General features: G+C 64.1%; 21 protein-coding genes. 4 read left to right on the plus strand and 17 right to left on the minus strand.

Going from position 1 to position 21,947, the window contains the following annotated elements:
• Positions 1 to 7: 7 nt before the first annotated feature.
• The 13 genes from AC1Q7Q_RS17905 to AC1Q7Q_RS17965 all read right to left on the minus strand — a co-directional run bounded on the left by AC1Q7Q_RS17905 (position 8) and on the right by AC1Q7Q_RS17965 (position 11,653).
• A complete protein-coding gene (locus AC1Q7Q_RS17905; protein ID WP_492374611.1) occupies positions 8 to 1,498 on the minus strand; it encodes a DegQ family serine endoprotease in 1,491 nt (496 codons plus the stop codon).
• 112 nt (positions 1,499 to 1,610) lie between these two features.
• Positions 1,611 to 2,684 (minus strand): MucB/RseB C-terminal domain-containing protein, encoded by a 1,074-nt coding sequence (locus AC1Q7Q_RS17910; RefSeq protein WP_492374592.1) that lies wholly within the window; start codon positions 2,682 to 2,684, stop codon positions 1,611 to 1,613.
• Between the two features lie 8 nt (positions 2,685 to 2,692).
• Positions 2,693 to 3,322, minus strand: a complete 630-nt coding sequence (locus tag AC1Q7Q_RS17915) for a sigma-E factor negative regulatory protein (RefSeq protein ID WP_150983159.1) — start codon at positions 3,320 to 3,322, stop codon at positions 2,693 to 2,695.
• 134 nt (positions 3,323 to 3,456) lie between these two features.
• Positions 3,457 to 4,056, minus strand: coding sequence for an RNA polymerase sigma factor RpoE (rpoE, locus tag AC1Q7Q_RS17920; RefSeq protein WP_006158605.1), 600 nt, complete (start codon positions 4,054 to 4,056; stop codon positions 3,457 to 3,459).
• A 129-nt stretch (positions 4,057 to 4,185) separates the two neighbouring features.
• A complete protein-coding gene (locus AC1Q7Q_RS17925; RefSeq protein ID WP_492374593.1) occupies positions 4,186 to 4,653 on the minus strand; it encodes a hypothetical protein in 468 nt (155 codons plus the stop codon).
• Positions 4,654 to 4,702: 49 nt separating this feature from the next.
• On the minus strand, positions 4,703 to 5,935 hold the full coding sequence (gene fabF / locus AC1Q7Q_RS17930) for a beta-ketoacyl-ACP synthase II (RefSeq protein ID WP_492374594.1): 1,233 nt from the start codon (positions 5,933 to 5,935) through the stop codon (positions 4,703 to 4,705).
• 199 nt (positions 5,936 to 6,134) lie between these two features.
• Positions 6,135 to 6,374, minus strand: a complete 240-nt coding sequence (gene acpP, locus AC1Q7Q_RS17935; protein WP_009522116.1) for an acyl carrier protein — start codon at positions 6,372 to 6,374, stop codon at positions 6,135 to 6,137.
• Positions 6,375 to 6,544: 170 nt separating this feature from the next.
• Positions 6,545 to 7,294 carry a 3-oxoacyl-ACP reductase FabG gene (gene fabG / locus AC1Q7Q_RS17940; protein ID WP_043347885.1) on the minus strand — a complete coding sequence of 250 codons (750 nt, stop codon included), beginning with the start codon at positions 7,292 to 7,294 and terminating at the stop codon, positions 6,545 to 6,547.
• A 15-nt stretch (positions 7,295 to 7,309) separates the two neighbouring features.
• Entirely contained in the window at positions 7,310 to 8,245 is a 936-nt protein-coding gene (gene fabD, locus AC1Q7Q_RS17945; RefSeq protein ID WP_492374595.1) for an ACP S-malonyltransferase, read from the minus strand.
• A 72-nt stretch (positions 8,246 to 8,317) separates the two neighbouring features.
• Positions 8,318 to 9,298 (minus strand): beta-ketoacyl-ACP synthase III, encoded by a 981-nt coding sequence (locus AC1Q7Q_RS17950; RefSeq protein WP_150983156.1) that lies wholly within the window; start codon positions 9,296 to 9,298, stop codon positions 8,318 to 8,320.
• A 59-nt stretch (positions 9,299 to 9,357) separates the two neighbouring features.
• On the minus strand, positions 9,358 to 10,434 hold the full coding sequence (gene plsX, locus AC1Q7Q_RS17955; protein WP_492374596.1) for a phosphate acyltransferase PlsX: 1,077 nt from the start codon (positions 10,432 to 10,434) through the stop codon (positions 9,358 to 9,360).
• Positions 10,435 to 10,757: 323 nt separating this feature from the next.
• Complete coding sequence (gene rpmF / locus AC1Q7Q_RS17960) at positions 10,758 to 10,937, minus strand: 50S ribosomal protein L32 (RefSeq protein ID WP_006158597.1); 180 nt, start codon at positions 10,935 to 10,937, stop codon at positions 10,758 to 10,760.
• 119 nt (positions 10,938 to 11,056) lie between these two features.
• The gene (locus tag AC1Q7Q_RS17965) at positions 11,057 to 11,653 is read right to left on the minus strand and encodes a DUF177 domain-containing protein (protein WP_492374597.1); all 597 of its coding nucleotides are present in this window, start codon (positions 11,651 to 11,653) and stop codon (positions 11,057 to 11,059) included.
• Between the two features lie 249 nt (positions 11,654 to 11,902).
• On the opposite strand from AC1Q7Q_RS17965, the gene AC1Q7Q_RS17970 reads away from it, so the two are divergent.
• On the plus strand, positions 11,903 to 12,502 hold the full coding sequence (locus tag AC1Q7Q_RS17970; protein WP_492374598.1) for a Maf-like protein: 600 nt from the start codon (positions 11,903 to 11,905) through the stop codon (positions 12,500 to 12,502).
• Positions 12,503 to 12,553: 51 nt separating this feature from the next.
• The gene (locus tag AC1Q7Q_RS17975; protein ID WP_492374599.1) at positions 12,554 to 13,285 is read left to right on the plus strand and encodes an SAM-dependent methyltransferase; all 732 of its coding nucleotides are present in this window, start codon (positions 12,554 to 12,556) and stop codon (positions 13,283 to 13,285) included.
• Between the two features lie 81 nt (positions 13,286 to 13,366).
• Here the strand turns inward: AC1Q7Q_RS17975 and AC1Q7Q_RS17980 are convergent, their stop codons facing one another.
• The 4 genes from AC1Q7Q_RS17980 to AC1Q7Q_RS17995 form a co-directional block, all read right to left on the minus strand.
• Positions 13,367 to 14,536, minus strand: a complete 1,170-nt coding sequence (locus AC1Q7Q_RS17980; RefSeq protein WP_492374600.1) for a S49 family peptidase — start codon at positions 14,534 to 14,536, stop codon at positions 13,367 to 13,369.
• A gap of 62 nt (positions 14,537 to 14,598) precedes the next feature.
• The gene (locus tag AC1Q7Q_RS17985; protein ID WP_492374601.1) at positions 14,599 to 14,991 is read right to left on the minus strand and encodes a Rieske (2Fe-2S) protein; all 393 of its coding nucleotides are present in this window, start codon (positions 14,989 to 14,991) and stop codon (positions 14,599 to 14,601) included.
• Positions 14,984 to 15,643, minus strand: a complete 660-nt coding sequence (locus tag AC1Q7Q_RS17990) for an HAD-IA family hydrolase (RefSeq protein WP_492374602.1) — start codon at positions 15,641 to 15,643, stop codon at positions 14,984 to 14,986. Before AC1Q7Q_RS17990 ends, AC1Q7Q_RS17985 begins: the two co-directional genes overlap by 8 nt.
• A 19-nt stretch (positions 15,644 to 15,662) precedes the next feature.
• Positions 15,663 to 16,664 (minus strand): RluA family pseudouridine synthase, encoded by a 1,002-nt coding sequence (locus AC1Q7Q_RS17995; protein ID WP_150983149.1) that lies wholly within the window; start codon positions 16,662 to 16,664, stop codon positions 15,663 to 15,665.
• Positions 16,665 to 17,432: 768 nt separating this feature from the next.
• Between AC1Q7Q_RS17995 and AC1Q7Q_RS18000 the strand changes: the two genes are divergently transcribed.
• Together AC1Q7Q_RS18000 and moaA are read left to right on the plus strand one after the other, a co-directional pair.
• A complete protein-coding gene (locus AC1Q7Q_RS18000; RefSeq protein ID WP_492374603.1) occupies positions 17,433 to 20,570 on the plus strand; it encodes an Rne/Rng family ribonuclease in 3,138 nt (1,045 codons plus the stop codon).
• Between the two features lie 227 nt (positions 20,571 to 20,797).
• Positions 20,798 to 21,922 (plus strand): GTP 3',8-cyclase MoaA, encoded by a 1,125-nt coding sequence (gene moaA, locus AC1Q7Q_RS18005; RefSeq protein WP_492374604.1) that lies wholly within the window; start codon positions 20,798 to 20,800, stop codon positions 21,920 to 21,922.
• Positions 21,923 to 21,947 lie beyond the last annotated feature (25 nt).

Below are 21,947 nucleotides of genomic sequence, written 5' to 3' on the forward strand. Positions count from 1 at the left end.
GCGCCGGTCAGCGCGAGGACATCGTGCCCGGCCTCAGGGTCAGCACCTGGGTGGCATCCCCGCGGCGCACGAACACCGCTGCGATCTTGGCTTTGTCGAGTCCCTTGACCAGTTCGTTGAACTGCTTAGGGCTGGTCACGTCGCTGTCACCCAACCGCAGGATGATGTCGCCCTGTCGAATGCCGGCACGCATCGCCGGACCATCCGCCTGCTCGACCTCGACCCCCGACTTGATCTTGAGCTCCTTGAGCTTTGCGTCGGGAATCTCATTGACGATCAATCCAAGCGCATTGGGCTTGGCCGCCGGCGGGGTGTTATCGTCGCGCGGTCCATTGCCGCGGGTTTTCACCTTCGCATCCGCATCCAGCTCGGCCACGGTGATGGACATCTCGCGCGTCGCGCCCTTGCGCCAGAGCTGCAGCGGAACGCGCGTGCCCGGCTTGATGTCGCCAACCATGCGCGGCAGATCCGACGCCTTCTCGATGTCGCGGCCGTTAAACTTGAGAATGATGTCACCAGCCTCGATCCCCGCCTTCTCGGCAGGGCCGCCGGGCTCGACGCTGCCGACCAGCGCGCCCCGGGCGCGGCCCAGGCCGAGCGAATCGGCAACTTCCTTGGTCACATCACCGATTGCCACCGCGATGCGTCCGCGCGTGACCTTGCCGGTCGCCTTGAGCTGCTCGGTGACCCGCATGGCTTCGTCAATCGGGATGGCGAAGGAGATACCCATATAGCCGCCGCTGCGGCTGTAGATCTGTGAGTTGATGCCGATCACCTCGCCACGCAGGTTGATCAGCGGACCGCCAGAATTGCCGGGGTTGACCGCCACATCGGTCTGGATGAACGGCAGGTAGTCACCCGTATCGCGCCCCTTGGCGGAGACGATGCCTGCAGTCACGGTGTTATCGAGGCCAAAGGGAGAACCAATGGCCAGCACCCATTCGCCAGCGCGAACCTTGTCCGAATCGCCGAGCGTCAGCTTGGGCAGGCCGGTCGCCTCGACCTTGAGCAAGGCGACATCGGTGCGCTTGTCCGAGCCGATCAGCTTGGCCTTGAATTCACGCTTGTCGGGCAGCGTGACGTAGATGGTTTCCGCATCAGCAACAACGTGGGCATTGGTCATCACATAGCCATCCTGGCTAATGACAAAACCCGATCCCACGCCACGACTCTGCTCCTCGCCTTGCGGCGGCTGGCCACGGCGCGGGGCACCCGGCGGCGTGGGTGCACCTGGCATGGGCACGCCAAAGAAACGGCGGAAGAACTCTGCCATTTCGTCATCTTCCGTCCCCCCCGGCGTGCCGCGCGCGCGCACGCGCTCGGTAGTACGGATGTTCACGACAGCCGGTCCGGCCTTTTCCACCAGATCGGTGAAGTCGGGCAGGTTATAGGATGGCGCGGCGGCCTGCGCGTGACTCAACTCCGCGACAAAGGGCGCAAAGGCGAGAATGGCAGCCATGAGCACGGTCCGAGCCAAGGCTGGAGATCTTGGTGACATCGTCGACTCCCGGGAAATCAGCGAAAAGAGGAAGAAAGCACAGGCGGCAGGGTTGCCGATCGGTGGCGGCCCACAGGCGGTGTTCACGCCTGCGGCAACGCCGCGATCCGGCCTAGTGGGCTTTCGGTGGTTTGTATTCTACCGCCGAGGCAAACTGCCTCACTGTGGCCGGCGGGACTTCACCCACCACGGTGATCCAGAAATCGGCTACGCGGCGTACCACGACCTGCGTGGCACCCAGCGAGGCGACGCCTTCGCGGCGCACGCGCTGCTCGGAAACCGGCTCGATAAACACCGACAGGCCGGTCAAGCCATCGCTGTAGACGACCTGGAGCACTTCGAAGACATTGCCGCGCGGGTTGGCCTGCGGTGCGCGCAGTTCTCCCAGCGGGCGGCGAACCTCGCGGATCTTCAGGAACCCCTTGACCGGAACCGCGATGCTCCAGCCTTCATCGGCAATATTGGCCGGATGGTTGGTCACCTCATAGTGAGTCCAGGAGCCGGAGTTCTTGATGGCCGTGAGAATGCGCTGCTTTTCCGATGGCACGCCGATATCGACTTGCGAAAAAGCAACCTGTTCCAGCACTTTGCCGCCCTCGCCCAGGGTCTGTGCACGCATCAGCAAGCCGGAATTCTTCTCCGCCCAAAGCCGCACGGCGTAGCGCGCCGCGTCATGCGGCTCGAGCGAAAAGACCTCGCACTCGACGCCAGCCACGCGCTCGCCCGGAAGCTTGCGCATATCGTAGATATCGAGCACATCGTTCTTGTTGGTGGCCAGCAGCGCCGGGAAACGATCCTTGGCCTCCTGCTTCTCCACCACCACCAGCTTGGCCTCGGGAATCAGGCTGTGGACGATGTCGTTCTGGCGCAGCACCTCGCGCGGCTTGCCGTCAAGGGTTTCAAGCCGTTCATACTCGTTGTTGACGAGATCGCTGTAGTGCTGGATACGCGATGCATGCATCACGCTGCCACGCTGATAAATCAGCGTGCCGACATAATTCTCGCGCTGGGCCGCGCGATGGATCTTGTTGAGCCAGGCCGTTGCGTCGCGACGGGCCAGCGTATTGTCCGGCGGCTGCGCAGTTGCCGCAGCCGCAGTCAGACACAAGGCCAGAAAAAAGGACCTGCGAAGGGCCCTAATTCTGTGTGCGCCCGCTACGTTGGCGGGCGACCATCCTTTATGCATGTCCGGCATTATTCCTGCGAATTGTCCTGAGAGAAGTTTGCGCTGTTAGCCACTTGGCGCATGGTCGGCACTACCGCATCGGTGGCAACCGAGACGCGGTGAGCGCGAAGATATTCATCCAGACGGGGATCGCGGATCATCTGCGCGTTATCGGCGGAGACAGTCACGATGCCGCCAGCCTTGGGCGCTGCAGGTTGCTCGACACGCGCCACTACCGCATCCGGTGTGCCGAGGTCGGCGGCGCCGCGCATCTGCGGCACGGCTACCCAGCTGACGGCGGCCACTGCAGCGGCAATCGCGGTGCTCGGCATGACGCGCCGCACCCACGACGGCTTGAACAGCAGGCGATGAGCCGACGACGCCTTGGCGACGGCGGGCACCAGCACATGCGGCTCACTGTCCAGACGAGCGGAAAACCGGGAAAGAAAGTCATCGGTCGAGCCGGCATGCGTCAGTTCTTCCGAACGCAGGGCATCGCCAATCAATTGATAAGAGGCCCAACTCGCCATGCCTGCCTCGCTTTTCGCGAGATCCAACACGGCGTTTACTTCGTGCGGCGCCAGCTCGCCATCCATCAGCACGGAGATTTGCTCCGCTGCTTCCACTTCATGAACCGACTGCTTATGAGCCTGACCCATTTCCCACCCCTAGAAAAACCATTGAACAACCGACAATCCCGTCTACTGCTTTGTCGTTTTTCGATGCAGGAATAGGCTGCAACGCTGGCCGCACGACATTTTATTTACTGCTTACCACTAGGTATCACTACCTACTACCACCGCTTGCCCTCTGCTGTTCCGAGCAGCGGGCGCAATTTATCGGCAATCGCCTCGCGCGCCCGGAAGATGCGTGACCGGACCGTGCCGATCGGGCAACCCATGGCTTCCGCGATCTCCTCATAACTGAGGCCCTCGATCTCGCGAAGGGTGATGGCGGTGCGCAATTCCTCGGGCAGTGCTTCCATCGCGCGGTTGACCGTCTCGGCCACCTGGCGGGTATGGAGCATCGACTCCGGCGTATTGATATCTCTTAGTTGCTCACCGTCCGCAAAAGTTTCAGCCTCTTCGGCATCGATATCACTGGAGGCTTCCGGCCGGCGCCCCTGGGTCGCCAGGTAGTTCTTCGCCGTGTTCACCGCAATCCGGTACAACCAGGTGTAGAACGCCGACTCACCGCGAAATTGCGGCAACGCACGATACGCCTTGATGAAGGCGTCTTGTGCCACATCCTCCACTTCCGCGGAATCCCGCACCAAACGCGAAATGAGCCTGATGATCTTGCGGTGGTATTTCACCACCAACAATTCAAAGGCCCGCTTATCGCCCTGCTGGACGCGTTCAACGAGGAGCTGATCGGCTTCGCGTTCGCTCACGAATATTTCACCTGCAGTGTATCTCTTGGTATCGTCTTCACGACAAACGTTGTATTTTACCTACGTTGCGGACCGCACGGTCAGTGCGTTGCAACGCATATTGTGAAGAATGGTTGAAATAGCCGCACATCAGCCGGCCTCGCCGGCCGCCGGGCCTTCACGGCGCGCAACCCGAATAGTGCGCCTCAGGGCGCGCAAAGCGCTGGCACCGGCAAATGCGCGATTGACCACCAGCACACGTGGTGGCCGTCCGGCCACCGGCTCCAGGGCCAGCACGAGCGCCAGCTCGCCCAGTTCCCAGCTGGATTCCACCCTCGCTATCGCGCGGCTGCCGTCCGGCATATCGACCAGGATGCCAGGCCGGCCGGTACGGTCCCGCCCTGGCGCAAGGCCGCCGTAGGCACAGGCGGCACCGTGCCAGAGCTTGGGCCAATGCCAGGCCAGCCAGCCGCACAACCCGGCCAGGCCGGCTACCAACAGCCACTGCGTGAAATCCCAGCCTTGCGCCGAGCGCCCCAGTTCCTGCACGCCTTGCCAGGCCAGCAACGCGAACGTTGCCAGCTCGCAGGCCAGGAACAGCACCAAGGCCCACCGCAAGGGATGGATCCTGGAACGCAAAGGGGAAGCCACCCGGCGGCCGCCGGGTTCAGGCGCGACGGAAGACAAGCGTGCCGTTGGTGCCGCCGAAGCCGAAGTTGTTTTTCACCGCTACATCGATCTTCAGTTCACGTGCCGTATTGGCCACGTAATCCAGGTCGCACTCGGGATCCTGGTTGAAAATGTTGATGGTCGGCGGCGACACCTGGTGGTGCAGCGCCAGCACGGTGAAGACCGACTCAAGCCCGCCCGCGCCACCCAGCAAGTGGCCAGTCATCGACTTGGTCGAGTTGACAGCCAGCTTGTAGGCATGATCGCCAAAGGCCAGCTTGATCGCTTCGGTCTCGTTCTTGTCACCAAGCGGAGTCGAGGTGCCGTGCGCATTCAGGTAGCCGACTTCATCCGCATTGATGCCAGCATCCCTGAGGGCGTTGGCCATGCAGCGGCGGGGGCCGTCCATATTGGGCGCGGTCATGTGGTAAGCGTCGCCGCTCATGCCGAAGCCGATCAGCTCCGCATAGATCCTGGCGCCACGCGCCTTGGCCGACTCGTACTCCTCGAGCATGACCACACCGGCGCCCTCGCCCAGCACGAAGCCATCGCGATCCTTGTCCCAGGGGCGGGAGGCGGCTGCGGGGTCATCGTTACGGGTCGACAGCGCACGCGCTGCGGCAAAACCGCCAATGCCCAGCGGGGAGACGGTGGATTCAGCGCCACCGGCCAGCATCACGTCGGCGTCCCCCGCCTGGATCAGGCGGGCCGCCAGGCCAATGCTGTGCAGGCCGGTGGTGCAAGCCGTGACCGCGGCCAGGTTGGGACCCTTGAGTCCATGGATGATGGACAGGTGGCCCGAGATCATGTTGATGATCGAGCCAGGCACGAAGAACGGGGAGATCCGGCGCGGACCGCGATTGGTCAGCTCCGCGTGGGTATCCTCGATCATCGGCAGGCCGCCGATGCCCGATCCGACCAGCACGCCAATGCGGTCGGCATTGGCTTCGGTCACTTCGTAGCCGCTATCCTTCAGCGCCTGCGAACCCGCTGCGATGCCATAGTGGATAAAGGTATCCATATGGCGGGCTTCCTTGGCCGGGATGTAGTCCTCGGCGTTGAACCCCTTGACCTCGCCAGCGAAGTGCACGGCAAGCGCGGAATGATCGAATTTGGTGACGGTGGCAATGCCAGACTTGCCGGCAACCAGGTTGGCCCAGCCTTCGGCAACCGTGTTTCCGACCGGAGACACAAGGCCAAGCCCAGTGACGACGACGCGACGACGGCTCACTATGATTTCCTACGGGTACGTGAAGCAAAACCGGATTGGGAATCGATGCCAGCCAACGGCCAGCAACTGGCCGCACCGACACCGGCGCAACGCATCCAATTGTGCTTCTTCGAACAGACGAAAGCCACAGAAAACAACGCAGCGGACCCATGGGCCCACGCGCCTGCCTTCTGTGGCTCGGAATTCAGATACGACAGGCTTAAGCCTTGACGTGTGCAGTGGCGTAATCGATTGCCTGTTGCACGGTCGTGATCTTCTCGGCTTCCTCATCAGGAATTTCCATGCCGAATTCATCTTCCAACGCCATCACCAGTTCAACCGTGTCGAGCGAGTCAGCGCCCAGGTCGTTCACAAACGACGATTCGGTCTTGATGTCTGCCTCGGCCACGCCGAGTTGCTCTGCCACGATTTTCTTGACGCGTTGTTCGATATTGTCCATGTAACCCTCCAGGGAAGTTCGACAAAAAGTGGGCGCATTTTAGCAGGTTTGGGCCATAAAAATGCCCCCCGCCATCTATTGCAAGAACTGCGCCCGATCAGTTTTAAAAATAACCACTTCGCACAGCTTCTGCCGGCTTCTCCCTCGAAACCGGCCACTGCACAAGGTGATCAATTCATGTACATGCCACCATTCACATGGAGCGTTGTACCAGTGATGTAGGCCGCCTGCGGACCTGCCAGGAAGGCCACCGCATGCGCGATGTCTTCCGGCTGGCCGAGCCGGCCCAACGGGATCTGCGTCTTCAGTGCAGCATGCTGCTCTTCCGACAGGACCTTGGTCATGTCGGTATCGATAAAGCCCGGCGCCACGCAATTGACGGTGACGTTGCGGCTGCCGATCTCGCGTGCGAGCGCGCGGCTCATGCCTTCCACGCCGGCCTTGGCCGCCGCGTAGTTCATCTGGCCCGGGTTGCCGGTCGAGCCGACCACCGAGGTGATGTTGATGATACGGCCACCGCGGGCCTTCATCATTGGGCGCAGCACGGCGCGCGACAGGCGGAACACCGCCGTCATGTTGGTCTCGATCACCGCGCTCCAGTCCTCGTCCTTCATGCGCATGGCGAGCTGGTCCTGGGTAATGCCGGCGTTGTTCACCAGCACGCCCAGGCTGCCATGCGCCTTGACCAGTTCGTCGATCAGCGCTTCTGACGCCGCCGCATCATTGACGTTAAGCACGGCGCCGCGGCCCTTGCCGCCAGCTGCCGCCAGGTATTCGCTGATGGCTGCTGCACCCGCCTCGCTGGTGGCGGTACCCACCACCGTGGCACCCTGGGCGGCCAGTTCCAGTGCGATGGCGCGGCCAATGCCGCGCGATGCGCCGGTTACCAGCGCGACCTGGTTTTCCAGAAATTTTGTCATTGCGTTGGTCCTTGTTTACTTCAGCAGCGCCAGCGTGTCCTGCAGCGAGGCCGGGTCGAAGATCGCTCCGCCCACCAGGCTGCCATCGATGCGCTTGGTCATGCCGGCCAGCACCTTGCCGGGGCCGCACTCAATCACATGGGTCACGCCTTCGGCAGCGATCTTCTGCACGCACTCGACCCAGCGCACCGGGGCTGCGGCCTGGCGGACCAGCGCGTCCTTGATGGCTTGCGGGTCATTGACGATGGCCACATCGACGTTGTTCACCAGCGGAATCGACGGTGCGGAAAACACCATGCCGGCCATGCGCTCGCGCAGGCGGTCCGATGCGGGCTTGAGCAGCGACGAGTGGAACGGTGCCGACACCGGCAGCGGCAGCGCGCGCTTGGCGCCACGTGCCTTGGCCAATTCGCAGGCCTTCTCCACGGCACCCTTGTTGCCAGCGATCACCACCTGCAACGGAGCGTTGAAGTTCACGGCCTCCACCACGCCGGCGCCGGTCGCCGACGCTTCGGCGCAAGCGGCGCGCACGTCATCGTCGGACAGCCCCAGGATGGCCGCCATGCCACCCTCGCCAACCGGCACGGCTTCCTGCATGGCTTGTGCGCGGAAGCGCACCAGCGGCACCGCATCAGCAAAGGGGATCACTCCGGCTGCCACCAGCGCGGAATATTCACCCAGGCTGTGCCCCGCCACCACGGCCGGAGCCGGACCGCCGGCGTCGAGCCAGGCGCGGTAGATGGCCACCGCGGCGGTCAGCATCACCGGTTGCGTGTTGGTGGTGAGGTTCAGGTCCTCGGCCGGGCCTTCGGCGATCAGTTGGCCCAGGTCCTGCCCAAGCGCGGCGGATGCCTCATCCAGCGTGGCACGAACTACCGCATTGCCGGCAAAGGCGTTGAGCATGCCAACTGCCTGCGAGCCTTGCCCTGGGAATACAAAGGAGAATTTCATCGCAATCGAATCGTAAAGATGAATAGCGCCAGGTCGGCGCAGCGGCATGACACCGCCACGCCGGCCCGAATATTACATGCGCAGCAGTACCGCGCCCCAGGTGAAGCCGCCACCCACGCCTTCCATCAGCACGTGATGCCCTGCGCCGATGCGGCCATCGCGCACCGCCACGTCGAGCGCCAGCGGGATCGAGGCAGCCGAGGTGTTGCCGTGCTCATGCACCGTAGCCACCATGCGCTCGGCGGGCAGGCCAAGCTTCCTGGCCGTGCTTTGCATGATGCGGATATTGGCCTGGTGCGGGATCAGCCAGTCGACCTTTTCCGCCGGGAACTGCGCGCCCGCGAGTGCTTCGCGCGCTACCTTGTCGAGCACGGTGACCGCCAGCTTGAACACCGCCTGGCCATCCATGTGCAAGAAGGGGTTGCCGGTGATATTGCCGCCCGAGACGTTGCCCGGCACGCACAGGATATCCACGTGGCTGCCGTCGGAGTGCATCGCCGACGACAGGATGCCGGGCTCCTCGGAGGCCGACAGCACGACTGCGCCGGCACCGTCGCCGAACAGCACGCAGGTGGTGCGGTCGTTGAAATCCAGGATGCGGGAAAACACTTCCGAGCCAATCACCAGCGCATTGCGGTGTGAACCGCTGCGGATGAATTTCTCGGCGGTGGCCAGCGCATAGACAAAGCCGGAGCACACCGCTTGCAGGTCGAACGCCGCGCAGTTGTTGGTGATACCAAGCTTCTGCTGCACCAGGCAGGCGGTGCTGGGGAAGACGAAATCGGGCGTGGAAGTGGCAACGATGATCAGGTCGATGCTCTGGCGATCGATGCCGGCAGCCTCCAGCGCGCGCTCCGCCGCCTTGACGGCGAGGTCACTGCTGGTGACATCCGGCTCGGCCCAATGGCGGGCCGAGATGCCACTGCGCGAAAAGATCCATTCGTCGCTGGTCTCGATGCCCTTCTCAGCCAGTTGCGCCGCGATATCTTGGTTAGTGACGCGCCGCGGAGGCAAATAGCTCCCGGTCCCGATGATTTTTGCGTAGCTTGTCATGTAATGTCGGATCGATCGTCTGGCCACGGGTCGTCGCCCGCGGCATCTACATCAAGACCTCAGGCGGCGTGCGGGCTTGGACTGGAATCCTCGGCGCCTGACTGCGGGCCGGTAGCCGGAGTGCTGTTACCTGACTTGTTGGCGAAGGCCTGAATGGTGCGTTCGATCACACCATTCCTGGCCGCATCATACCCGCGTTTGATAGCCCACTCAAAAGCGTGCGCGTCGGCGGAACCATGACTTTTGACAACCAGCCCGCGCAAGCCGAGCAGGGACGCGCCGTTGTAGCGCGCCGGGTCCAGGCGCCGGGACAATCGCTTGAGTACCGGCAAAGCCAGGACCGCCAGCAGCTTGGTAAACCACGAACGCGTGAATTCTTCCTTGATCATGTTGGCGATCATCTTGGCCAGCCCTTCGCTGCTCTTTAGCGCGACGTTGCCGACAAAGCCATCGCACACCACGATATCGGTGGTGCCCTTGAAGATGTCGTTGCCTTCCACGTTGCCGTAGAAGTTGAGTTCCGAAGCGCGCAGCAGCTCACCCGCGCGCTTGACCACATCGTTGCCCTTGATCACTTCCTCGCCGATGTTAAGCAGGCCGACGCTCGGGCGTTCCTTATGATCCACCACGGCAACCATGGCCTCCGCCATGCGCGCGAACTGCAGCAGGTGCTCGGGCTCGCAGTCGGCATTGGCACCGAGGTCTAGCACCGTGGTACCCCAGCCCTGCTCGTTGGGAATGGTGGTAGCGATAGCCGGCCGCTCGATGCCTTCGAGCGTTTTCAGCACATAGCGCGACACCGCCATCAGGGCGCCGGTATTGCCCGCCGAGATGCACGCGCCAGCCAGTCCCTCCTTCACCTGGGTCACCGCCACGCGCATCGAGGAATCCTTCTTCCTGCGCAGCGCTACTTCAACGGGGTCATCCATGGTGATGACTTCGGACGCGGTCACAATGCGCACGCGCGGATGGTCGAGCGCATGCAGCTTCTTGAGCTGCGGCTCGATGCTGTCCCGCAAGCCGACCAGCACCACTTCGGCGTCGCTATGGCTTGAGAGAAAACTGATCGCCGCTGGTACGGTCACGCAGACACCGTGATCGCCACCCATGCAGTCGATAGCTAGTTTGATCGTCATTGTTTCCTGGTGCAGAAGCGCTGGTCGGCGTGACTTGAAATCCTGGCTCCCGAGCCGGGCAGGCATGACCCTGACCAGCCGGTGGCAACCCGACGGCACTCCCGGAGCGCTCCACGGCGAGATCTGGCGCCGCCCTCGCCGCCGCGCATGGCATCTAGCCATGCACTCAGCTTGAGCCGGCGGCGCAAATCGGCCCGATGGAAGCCTGCGCTACGGTTTGCGCTGCGAGCGCGCAACAAAAAAGCGGCAACGATTTTGCCGCTTTTTTGTTTTTGACCTAACAACGTGCGCGTACGAGACGCAAAGTCACGCCGAACGATCTGTCAGTCGTTCTTGGTCTTGATGACCTTGCGGCCACGATAGTAGCCGTTCGGGCTCACGTGGTGACGCAGGTGGGTTTCGCCCGTGGTCGGCTCCACTGCCAGCGCTGCCGTGGTCAGGTGGTCGTGCGAGCGATGCATGCCGCGCTTGGAGGGCGACTTCTTGTTCTGTTGAACTGCCATGATGACTCCTTCGAGAATTTTTCAATGGTAACACACGCATCCCGCACGAGGCGTAGCCGGGCCCGGCCGGATGCTGATCCTGGTGCCTTCGAACGTTGCCAGATGCCGGCGAACCGGCTTCAGTGCTTCGTTTTCAGGCCGGCCAGCGCCGCAAAGGGCGAAGGCCGTTTTTCTTCTTCCGGCAGAACCTCTGGTTCAGGTTCCGCCTGTCCGTCCACCCCGGTCACGAGACTTTCGTGCACCGTGGGGCAAACGTCATGCTTGGGCGCCACCGGCAAAGCCAACAGCACTTCATCTTCAATCAGCGTCAGCAGGTCAAAGCGCTTGGAGCCAACAATCACATCGAGCTCGTCATCGTCCATGGGCGCCGCATCGGCATCCGCCTCGCTGGCGACCACCTCGAAACACATGTCCGTGGCGATCGGCTGCTCGTAGACCCGCAGGCAGCGCTGGCAATCCAGCCAGACCCGGCCATTCACGGCCAGGTCGACGAACAGGCGCTCCACCGCGGGCTTGCCGGGCTCGCTCGCCTCTTCCTCGACAAAGCCGGAAAGCGCGTAGCTGAACACCTCGTCCGTCGCCGACGCTGGCGCTTGCGCCGCAGTCTCGGCTATGATGCGCGGCAAATCGCGTGCGGCAACTTCGCCGGTGGCGTCGTCGCCACCGCGGCAGAACGCAAAGAGATCGAGCGCGCGCAGGTCAATCGGCTGGGTCATGTCTTATCGTGCCGTCATGCCGGGAGGCATCCCGGAGGATCGCGGCTTCGACGCATTTTTTACGTATACCTGGCATATACCTGTATACGCACCGTCGAAACGTGACTCGGAAGCTACACAACACCGGAAAAAACACGGTATTGCGCCGGACTTGCTTGGCTAAACGCGAGATTATACGTCGATTCTGCTGCCGCGGTCAAAATTTTGGAAGACGGCCATTCGCCGCTTTCCCTTTTCGCTCAATTACTTATGTCGCAAACTTCCCGCCCCACCCTGATCCTGGGTTCCAGCTCACGTTATCGCCGCGAATTGCTGGAGCGCCTGCGCATTCCTTTCGAGGTGGCGATTCCCGACATCGACGAAACGCCACAGCCTGGCGAAAGCCCCGAGGCCACCGCGCTGCGGCTCTCCCACGCCAAGGCACAGGCCATTGCCGAGCGGCATCCGGGCACCCTGGTCATCGGCTCCGACCAGGTCGCCACGCTGGACGGCAGGCAGATCGGCAAACCCGGCTCCCACGAGAAGGCCCTGGCGCAATTGCAGTGGATGCGCGGCCGTACCGTCACTTTTCACTCGGCGTTGTGCCTGCTTGACAGTCGTAACGGCGAGGCTCAACTGGCGGATATCCAGACGCGCGCGACTTTCCGCGATCTTTCCGACCAGGAGCTGGACGCCTACCTGCGCATCGAGCGCCCTTATGATGTCGCGGGCAGTGCCAAATCCGAAGGACTGGGCATCGCCCTACTCTCGCATATGGAGTCCGACGATCCCACCGCGCTGGTAGGCCTGCCCCTGATCGCGCTGACCAATATGCTGCGCCAGGCCGGCTACCCTTTCTTCCAGGACTAAGGGCTTCGCCCACCCCACGCCAAGCCACAGAAGACAAATGAGAACCCAAGCATGAGCGGCACCCTGTACCTGATCCCCAACACCTTGGGCAAACGCGACGAGCTCGACCCGCTCGCGGATGTCATTCCGGCTGGCGTGCAGCAAATCACGGCCAGCCTGGACTACCTGGTGGCGGAAAATGCCAAGACGGCACGCGCCTTCCTGAAGAAACTCAGCGAAACCTGCCCGCTGGGCAAGCCAATCCAGCAGATCGAGATCCGCGAACTCAACGTCAATACGCGCGAAGGCGAACTGGCCGCACTGCTGGCACCGATCCGCGAAGGGCGCGACGGCGGCCTGCTGTCGGAAGCCGGCGTGCCGGCGGTGGCCGATCCCGGCGCCAACCTGGTGCGCCTGGCTCACACCAAGGGCGTGCGCGTGCGCCCGCTGGTGGGCCCGAGCTCGATTCTGCTGGCCGTCATGGCGTCCGGCCTCAATGGCCAGAGCTTTGCTTTCAACGGCTACCTGCCGGTGGATGCCGGCGAGCGCGCCAAGCGCCTGCGCGAGCTGGAGCAGCTATCGCGCAAGGCACGCCAGACCCAGGTCTGGATCGAGACGCCGTACCGCAATGGCCCCTTGCTGGAAGCGATGCGCCAGCATTGCGCAGGCACCAGCCTGCTGTCGATCGCGGTAGACCTGACCTTGCCAAGCGAGACGATCGTCACGCTGCCCATCTCCGATTGGCGCCCGGAGCGGCTGGCACTGAACAAGCGCCCGGCCATTTTCTCCTTGCTGGCAGCCTGAGCGACGGTCGGCCAACGAAGAAGCAAACGAAAAATGGGGCGTTTTCGCCCCATTTTTTACTCCGTGCCCAGCTCGGCTGGCTTAATGCATGGCCTGCACGCGCGTGCCGAACAGCATGGTCTTCATCGCCGCCGTGCCCATCGCCGCGCCGAAACGCTTGGCTACCCGCTCCGCAATATTCTCCTTGACGGTGTAGTCGACGATGTCCTCTGCCTTGAAGAGATCCCGCGCCACGTAGTCCGCGTTACCCAGGCCGTCGGCCAAGCCCAGCTCAACGCTGCGCTCGCCGGACCAGAACAAGCCGGAGAACAGGTCCGGATCGTCCTTCAGGCGATCGCCTCGGCCTTCCTTGACCACGTCGATGAACTGCTGGTGGATCTGCTTGAGCATGGTTTCGGCATATTGCTTCTGCCTAGGCACCTGCGGCGAGAATGGGTCGAGCATGCCCTTGTTGGCGCCAGAGGTATAAAGCCGGCGCTCGACGCCCAGCTTGTCCATGAGCCCGGTGAAGCCAAAGCCGTCCATCAACACGCCGATCGAGCCGACGATGCTAGCCTTGTCGACATAGATCTTGTCGGCCGCCGCCGCCACGTAATAGCCGCCCGAGGCGCAGATCTCCTCCACCACCACGTAGAACGGCTTGGCGGGATAAAGCGTCCGCAGGCGCCGGATCTCGTCGTTGATCATGCCGGCCTGTACCGGCGAGCCACCCGGCGAGTTGATCTTGAGGATGATCCCGGCGGCATTGGTATCGGCAAATGCGGCTTGCAGGGCTGCGTTGATCGATTCGGCGCTGGCCGGCGTCCCCGCAGCGATCTCGCCGTCGAGCGACACCATCGCCGTATGGCGACCGCTCGTGGCAATGGTGCCGTCGCCCTTGAAGTCGAAAACGGCAAAGAAAATCAGCACTAGCAGAGCGAGCCCGGCGAAGCGGAAGAAAATGCGCCAGCGGCGTGCCGCGCGCTGCTCGCGCAGCGTCGCCATCAGCACCCTTTCCAGCACATCCCGCTCCCAGCCTGCCCCCGTGGGGACGGGGCCGACGTCACGACCGGCCATGCGCGCCTGGCGCTGGCCGGCTTCTCTCTGCGAAGCAGCATCTCCGGCGCGCAGCTCTTGCTCCAGCGGGTAATCGGCCTGCGAGGCGGTTTCCAGCCGGTCATCCCCCGCCCCGGGCGCCCCGGCGCTGGCCGAAGCCACCGGTTCCTGCGCCTTGCCGGGTTCGTCCTGCGGCGGTTTTTGCTGTTCAGTCATGCAGTTGGCTCTTGATTATGAATAGATAGGCGGGCCGGGGCGCCGGGCCTGCCGGCTGCCCGCTAGCCCGCGGGTGCTTCGTATGGACTTTCAGGCAGCCAGTACACATTGCCGTCGCGCTCTTCGACGCGCAGCTTGGACAATGAAGCGCCCCGGCAGGGGCCGCCCACGCACAAGCCGCTGTCCGGCGCATAAACCGCGCCATGTGTCGCGCACATCAAGTATAGGCCCGAGGACTCGAAAAACTGTCCCTCCTGCCAATCGAGCTCCATCGGCACATGCGCGCACTGGTTCAGGTAGCCGTGGACAGCCCCCTCGAAGCGCACGACAAACGCGCTCACGGCGCGCCCACCCACTTCGACCACAAAACGCACCCCGGCGCCGCCGTCAGCCAGGTCCTCGGCCGCACACAGGTGACGCGCGCCCCTCATCCCCTGGCCCGTTGCGTCAAGCATGCGCCAGCAGCCAGTCTTTCAGGTCGGCGATGGACGTCGCGCAATGCAGAGGCGCCATCGCGCGCAGGGCGTCCGCGGGATGCGCGCCGTAGCCTACGCCGATGCCCGCCGCGCCGGCATTGGCCGCCATCTGCAGGTCATGGGTGGTATCGCCGATCATCACCGTGCGCTCCATGTCCTGCCCCAGTTCGCGGGTCAGCTCTTGCAGCATGGCCGGGTGGGGCTTGGAAAAGGTCTCGTCGGCGCAACGCGTGCCGTCGAACAGGCGCACGAGGTCGGTTGCTTCCAGGGCGCGCTGCAGGCCGACGCGGGTCTTGCCCGTCGCCACGCCGAGGAAATAGTGCTCGGCGCGCAGGGCTTCCAGCATCTCGCGCACCCCGTCGAACAGCACCAGTTCGGCGTCGCGGGTCAGGAAGTGGAAACGGTAGCGCTCGGCCAGCCGGGGATAGTCGGCGGGATCGAGCGTGGGCACGGCGTACGACAGCGCGTCCTTGAGTCCCAGCCCGATCACGTGACTGGCGGCGCTGTCGTCGGGCACCGGCAAGCCGAGGTCGCGGCTGGCCAGCTGGATGCATTTGGCGATGGTCGGGGTGGAATCCATCAGGGTTCCATCCCAGTCGAACACGATCAGGTCGAAGCGTTGCCTGGCCATGAATATCCTTGTTAGCGCCTTAGTCGGCGGCGCGCAGGTTACGGGCTTGCTGCAGGAACGCTTCGCACTCCGGCGGCATGGGTGCAACTACAGTGGTGATTTCTCCACTTATCGGATGCGTAAATGTCAGGCTGTGCGCGTGCAGGAACATGCGCTTGAGCCCAGGATTGGCGCCGCTGCGGGCCAGCGCCTTGTTGAGGGCGTAATCGCCGTATTTTTCGTCGCCCAGGATCGGGAAGCCCGAATGCGCCAGATGGACCCGGATCTGGTGGGTCCGCCCTGTCTTCAACTCGGCCTCGAGCAAGGTGTAGCCGGGCATGACCTCGAGCCGGTTGAACACGGTATGCGAGGCAATGCCATCTTCCTGCACCCGCACGCGGCGCTCGCCTTCCGGGGTGGTGTACTTATATAGGGGGAATTTCACGTGCTGCCGGGCATTCTCGAAATGCCCCGCCACACAGGCGAAGTAGCGCTTGTCCAGCGCACTGCCGCGCATCTGCTCATGCAGGTTCACCAGCGCCGTACGCTTCTTCGCAAGCACCAGCAGGCCGGAGGTCTCGCGGTCGAGACGGTGCACAAGCTCCAGGAACCTGGCCTGCGGGCGGGCGCGCCGCAATTGCTCGATCACGCCGAATGCCACGCCAGAGCCGCCATGCACGGCCACGCCGGCAGGCTTGTTGATCACCAGCAGGTATTCATCCTCGAAGACCACCGGAAAGCTGGCCGGCGGCACGAATTTGCCGGCATCGGGTGCCGAAGCCGCCACACGCATAGGCGGAATCCGTACCACATCGCCCAACTGCAGGCGATAGGTGGCGTCGACCCGCCCCTTGTTCACACGCACTTCACCCGACCTCAGAATGCGGTAGACATGGCTCTTGGGCACCCCTTTCGAGAGCTTCAGGAGGAAGTTGTCGATACGCTGGCCATCGGCTTCGTCGCCAATCGTTACGTACGCCACCTGGGGCCCGGCCGCGGCGGGCCGCACCTCTTTTTCAATTTGATGGCGTAACTCATTCATTTTCAATATAATTTCCTCGCTGTTCCGGCCAAAGACCGGCAGCGCAAGTCAGGTGTAGGCGATTCGTCGTATTTTACACTTCGGGTTGCCGCCAACCCTGCCAGCCTCCCGCTTCTTTGCGTACCACGCGAGCCCGGGGCTGGTAAATGGCAGCAAAAACGCAGCACGCACGGTATCGCCCGCGCAGGAAGTCGCCCAAAGGCAACTTCGGCGCTGACGGCGGTCACGTGGGAGTAGTGTTCAGGTAGAACAGAATTTGATAGTGGATGCCCACCCGGCATCCACTCTGGTGAGAGAAGTCCCGCCCGCACCGGGAAACGGTGCCGCCGGCATGCTTCCAACGCCGCCTGACTGGTTATACCGGCGCCCGGTCGCAGAACTCCAAGAAGCAGTAGGTGCGCCCGCCAGGAGATGTCAGGAAGCGAAGCAGCATTGCCGTGACGACAAACTTGCTCTTTGACGCGTCTAGCCCTTCCGCGGCCGGCCGCGGTGCGATGGCGCCTCTTTGCGCCCGCACCGCCGCCATGCCAGCCGGAAACCCGCTGGGTCGCTGCGCAAAGCAGCACACCGGCGTTCTCTCCGACCATGCGGACGGCGCTTTCGACGTCGTTACCTCTCTTTCACCCGTGCCCAGCCGGCCGCGCTCATTTGCGCGACGGCGCTTTCGGCAATTCTCGCGCCCTCACTCGCTCCCTCGCGTGCTCCACGGAACGAACGCCGCGGGCACCGCATGCCGGTGCAATCCGCGGCATTGAGTGAGGTAATGCGATGAAACGCATGCTTTTCAACGCGACGCAGCAAGAGGAACTGCGCGTCGCCATCGTCGATGGTCAGAAGCTGATCGACATCGACATCGAAGCCGCCGGGCGCGAACAGCGCAAGGGCAACATCTACAAGGGTGTCATCACCCGGATCGAGCCCTCGCTGGAAGCCTGCTTCGTCAACTACGGCGAAGAACGCCACGGTTTCCTGCCCTTCAAGGAAGTCGCACGCGCCTTTTTCAAGGAAGGCGTGGACGTGCGCAACGCGCGCATCCAGGACGCGTTGCATGAAGGCCAGGAACTGATCGTCCAGGTAGAAAAGGAAGAGCGCGGCAACAAGGGCGCGGCGCTGACCACCTTTATCTCGCTGGCCGGCCGTTACCTGGTGCTGATGCCCAACAACCCGCGCGGCGGCGGCGTATCGCGCCGCATCGAGGGCGAGGATCGCCAGGAACTGCGCGAGACCATGGGCCAGCTGGCCGTGCCCGAGGGCATGAGCATCATCGCCCGCACCGCGGGCATCGGCCGCTCGGCCGAAGAGCTCCAGTGGGACCTGAACTACCTGCTGCAGCTGTGGAAGGCCATCGACGGCGCCGCCGGCGACAACAAGGCCCCGCTACTGATCTATCTCGAGTCCAGCCTGGTGATTCGCGCCATCCGCGATTATTTCCAGCCGGATATCGGCGAGATCCTGATCGACACCGACGAAATCTACGAGCAGGCCCGCGCCTTCATGAGCGTGGTCATGCCCGACAACATGAACCGCGTGAAGAAGTACCGGGACGACGTCCCCCTCTTCTCGCGCTTCCAGATCGAGCACCAGATCGAGTCGGCGTACTCGCGCATGGTGATGTTGCCCTCGGGCGGCGCCATCGTGATCGACCACACCGAAGCCCTGGTCTCGGTGGACGTGAACTCGGCCCGCGCCACCAAGGGCGCCGACATCGAGGAAACCGCGCTGCGCACCAACCTCGAAGCCGCCGACGAAATCGCCCGCCAGCTGCGCCTGCGCGACCTGGGCGGCCTGATCGTGATCGACTTCATCGACATGGAAGCCAGCAAGGCCCAGAAGGACGTGGAAACGCGCCTGAAGGATGCACTGCGCCATGACCGTGCCCGTGTGCAGATGGGCAAGATCAGCCGTTTCGGCCTGATGGAGCTGTCGCGCCAGCGCCTGCGCCCGTCGCTGTCGGAAGGCTCGCACATCACTTGCCCGCGCTGCAACGGCACCGGCCATATCCGGGATACCGAATCCTCCGCCCTGCAGGTCCTGCGCATCATCCAGGAAGAAGGGATGAAGGAAAACACCGCCGCCATCCACTGCCAGGTGCCGGTGGAAGTGGCCGCGTTCCTGCTCAACGAGAAGCGCCAGGACATCAACCTGATCGAGATGCGCTTCAAGGTCAACGTGCTGCTGATCCCCAACAAGCACCTGGAGACCCCGCACTACAAGCTGGAGCGCCTGCGTCACGACGACCCGCGCCTGGAAGACAGCATGGCCAGCTACAAGATGGCCGAGGCTGCCGCCAAGGAACTGGAAGCCGACACCAGCTACAGCAGCCGCAAGAAGGAAGATGCCAAGCCGCGCCAGGAAGCTGCCGTCAAGGGCATCACCCCGGAACAGCCGGCGCCCGTCTCCGTGCCGCGCGCAGAGCGCGCCCCGCGCCCGGAAGCCGCGGCGGCAGCCGCACGTCCGGTGCCGGCTACCCAGCCGGTGGTCGGCGGTGGTTTTATCGGCTGGCTGAAGAACCTGTTCGGCGCCAAGCCCGCAGCGCCCGCCGTCGAGCCGGCCAAGCCGGTTGACGCGGAGCAACGCAGCGCTGAGAACCGTCGCGAACGCGGCCAACGTGGCGAACGCGGTGAAGGCCGTGGCCAGCGCGGCGAACGCGGTGGCGAGCGTGGTGAGCGGGGAGGCGAACGTGGTGACCGCCAGGGCCGTGGCCAGCGCGGCGAGCGCGCACCCCAGGAACGTGGCGAGCGCACCGAACGCGCGGACCGCGGCGAACAGCGCGCGGAGCGTGGCGAGCGCGTCGAAGCGCGCGGCGAACGTGGCGAACAACGCGGCGAGCGCAACAGCCGGGCCCCGCGCCAGGCCGCACTGGAAGTCCAGCCGGCCCGCCAGCCCGAAGGCGCACCGGCCGAGCGTACGGAAGGCCGTGGCGAAGGCCGCCGCGACCGCAACCAGGAACGCCGCGAGCGCCAGCGCGACCGCCAGCGTGAACGAGGCGACGCGCCGCGCGAAGGCGAAGCCACCGAAGGCCTGGCTGCCGAAGCCGTAGCCGCGACCGCCGCAGCTGTCGTGGCAGCGCCGGCCGTAGCCGCAGCGGTTGCCTCGCACGATGACGCCGACAACGCACGCACCGACCTGCCGGAAGGCACGGAAGGCACCGAGAACGGTGAAGGCGAAGAACGCCGCCGCCGCAATCGCCGTGGCCGCAACCGCTATCGCCGCGAACGCGACGACGGCGCCCAGGCAACCGAAGGCGCGGAAAGCGCTGAAGGCGAGTACACGGCGGAAGTGCGCGAAAGCACCCAGGCCGCCGCCCCGGCTGTGGTCGCCCAAGCGCCTGCGATCGAAGCCGCCGTGCCGGTTGCCGAAGCCGCGCCGAGCGCTCCGGCTTACCAGCCCGCCGAAGCTGCCGTAGTGACGCAACAGCCCGTGGCACTGCCGGCGGAGCCGGTGTTCGTGCAGGCCGCGCCGATCTCGGCGCCGGTCGCTGCGCCAGTCGCTGCGCCGATCATCGAAACAGTTGCCGAGCCGGTGGCTGAAACGGTGGTTGAGACGATCGCAGCAAGCCCGGCCGCCTACCAGCCGGCACCGGCTCCGGTTGTGGCTGAAGCAGTCGTGCAAGCCCCTGCTGTTGTTGTGGCGCCTGCCGTTGAAGTGCCGGTCGCTGCCCCGGTGGCAACGGTAGCCCGGGTAGCCCCGGTGGCGGTCGAAAGCCTGCAGCCGATGCTGGCCTCGGCTGGCCTCGAGTGGGTCAACACCGACACCAGCAAGCTGCGCGCTGCGCAGGAAGCGGCTGCCAGCATCCCGCCGGCACCGCGCGTCGTGCGGGAGCGCAAGCCCCTGCCGCCGCTGCCTGAAGGTCCGATGATCCTGGTCGAAACCGGTGGCGATACCGCTGGGACGCCGCAGAAGTAAGCGGCACCCTCGCGGGTAGCAAGAAAAGGGACGGCAATGCCGTCCCTTTTTCATGCCTGCGGGCTTTGTTTGCGGGCAATGTCCCGGGTGATGCCGGCGGTACCATGCCCGGCTCGGCTAGAATGACAAATAGATGGCACCCGAAAGATGGTGCCCGGAACGGGCGATGCTGCCCCATGCAATCGCGCCAGAACCGCCCGTCACCCGCACTGCCACGCCCCCAGGCCATGACCGAATCCGTCATTCCCATTTTCGACCTGCGCGATCATCGCTACCGCTCGATGACGCCAAGCATTCCGGCCGTGCTCACCGCACCGTCCGGGCTGGTTGCCGACACGCGCGGCCGGCCGCTCCATGATCTGCGTATCTCGGTCACGGATCGCTGCAATTTCCGCTGCGTCTACTGCATGCCCAAGGAAGTGTTCGACAAGGACTACACCTTCCTGCCCCATTCCGAGTTGCTGAGCTTCGAGGAAATCGAGCGCGCGGCTCGCCTCTTCGTTGCGCACGGCGTCGAGAAGATCCGCCTGACCGGCGGCGAGCCGCTGCTGCGCAAGAACATCGAGAAGCTGGTGGAAATGCTGGCGCGTATCGATACGGTGTCCGGCAAACCACTGGACCTCACCCTCACCACCAACGCCTCGCTGCTGGCCCGCAAGGCGCGCACGCTACGCGATGCAGGCCTGACGCGGGTGAGCGTGAGCCTGGACGCCATCGACGACGCCACCTTCCGCCGCATGAACGATGTCGACTTCGCGGTGCGCGACGTGCTGGACGGCATCGAGACCGCCCAGGCGGCCGGCCTGGCGCCGATCAAGGTCAACATGGTGGTCAAGCGCGGCACCAACGATGGGGAAATCGTGCCGATGGCCGCACATTTCCGCGGCAGCGGCATCATCATGCGCTTTATCGAGTTCATGGACGTGGGCGCAAGCAACCACTGGCAGATGGACGAGGTGCTGCCCTCGGCCGAAGTAGTGCGCCGCATCCACGAGGCCTTCCCGTTGGAAGCCATCCCAGCCAACTACAGCGGCGAGACCGCCGAGCGCTGGCGCTACCGCGACGGCGCCGGCGAGATCGGCGTGATCTCCAGCGTGACCCACGCCTTCTGCGGCGACTGCAGCCGCATCCGCCTGTCAACCGAAGGCCGGCTCTACCTGTGCCTGTTCGCCACCGAAGGCTACGACCTGCGCGCGCTGTTGCGCGGCGAGCACAGCGACCTGGAAATCTCGAACGCCATTGCCGGGGTCTGGCAAGGGCGCACCGATCACTACTCCGAACAGCGCAGCGACCCCGCGGTGCGGCAGGCGCGTGCCGAGAACAAGATCGAGATGTCCTATATTGGCGGCTGACGACAGCCACCCCGCCCAACCCATC

The sequence above is a fragment of the Cupriavidus sp. GW823-FHT07A04 genome (assembly GCF_058794615.1).

Coding starts and splice junctions, on each gene's coding strand:
- moaA (WP_492374604.1), top strand. CDS start 20,798: ATGACCGAATCCGTCATTCCCATTTTCGACCTGCGCGATCATCGCTAC.
- AC1Q7Q_RS17995 (WP_150983149.1), bottom strand. CDS start 16,664: ATGAATGAGTTACGCCATCAAATTGAAAAAGAGGTGCGGCCCGCCGCG.
- fabG (WP_043347885.1), bottom strand. CDS start 7,294: ATGACAAAATTTCTGGAAAACCAGGTCGCGCTGGTAACCGGCGCATCG.
- AC1Q7Q_RS17915 (WP_150983159.1), bottom strand. CDS start 3,322: ATGGGTCAGGCTCATAAGCAGTCGGTTCATGAAGTGGAAGCAGCGGAG.
- AC1Q7Q_RS17910 (WP_492374592.1), bottom strand. CDS start 2,684: ATGCATAAAGGATGGTCGCCCGCCAACGTAGCGGGCGCACACAGAATT.
- AC1Q7Q_RS17990 (WP_492374602.1), bottom strand. CDS start 15,643: ATGGCCAGGCAACGCTTCGACCTGATCGTGTTCGACTGGGATGGAACC.
- AC1Q7Q_RS17970 (WP_492374598.1), top strand. CDS start 11,903: ATGTCGCAAACTTCCCGCCCCACCCTGATCCTGGGTTCCAGCTCACGT.
- AC1Q7Q_RS17975 (WP_492374599.1), top strand. CDS start 12,554: ATGAGCGGCACCCTGTACCTGATCCCCAACACCTTGGGCAAACGCGAC.
- AC1Q7Q_RS17965 (WP_492374597.1), bottom strand. CDS start 11,653: ATGACCCAGCCGATTGACCTGCGCGCGCTCGATCTCTTTGCGTTCTGC.
- AC1Q7Q_RS17980 (WP_492374600.1), bottom strand. CDS start 14,536: ATGACTGAACAGCAAAAACCGCCGCAGGACGAACCCGGCAAGGCGCAG.
- AC1Q7Q_RS17905 (WP_492374611.1), bottom strand. CDS start 1,498: ATGTCACCAAGATCTCCAGCCTTGGCTCGGACCGTGCTCATGGCTGCC.
- plsX (WP_492374596.1), bottom strand. CDS start 10,434: ATGACGATCAAACTAGCTATCGACTGCATGGGTGGCGATCACGGTGTC.
- AC1Q7Q_RS17950 (WP_150983156.1), bottom strand. CDS start 9,298: ATGACAAGCTACGCAAAAATCATCGGGACCGGGAGCTATTTGCCTCCG.
- AC1Q7Q_RS17985 (WP_492374601.1), bottom strand. CDS start 14,991: ATGCTTGACGCAACGGGCCAGGGGATGAGGGGCGCGCGTCACCTGTGT.
- acpP (WP_009522116.1), bottom strand. CDS start 6,374: ATGGACAATATCGAACAACGCGTCAAGAAAATCGTGGCAGAGCAACTC.
- AC1Q7Q_RS18000 (WP_492374603.1), top strand. CDS start 17,433: ATGAAACGCATGCTTTTCAACGCGACGCAGCAAGAGGAACTGCGCGTC.
- rpmF (WP_006158597.1), bottom strand. CDS start 10,937: ATGGCAGTTCAACAGAACAAGAAGTCGCCCTCCAAGCGCGGCATGCAT.
- fabD (WP_492374595.1), bottom strand. CDS start 8,245: ATGAAATTCTCCTTTGTATTCCCAGGGCAAGGCTCGCAGGCAGTTGGC.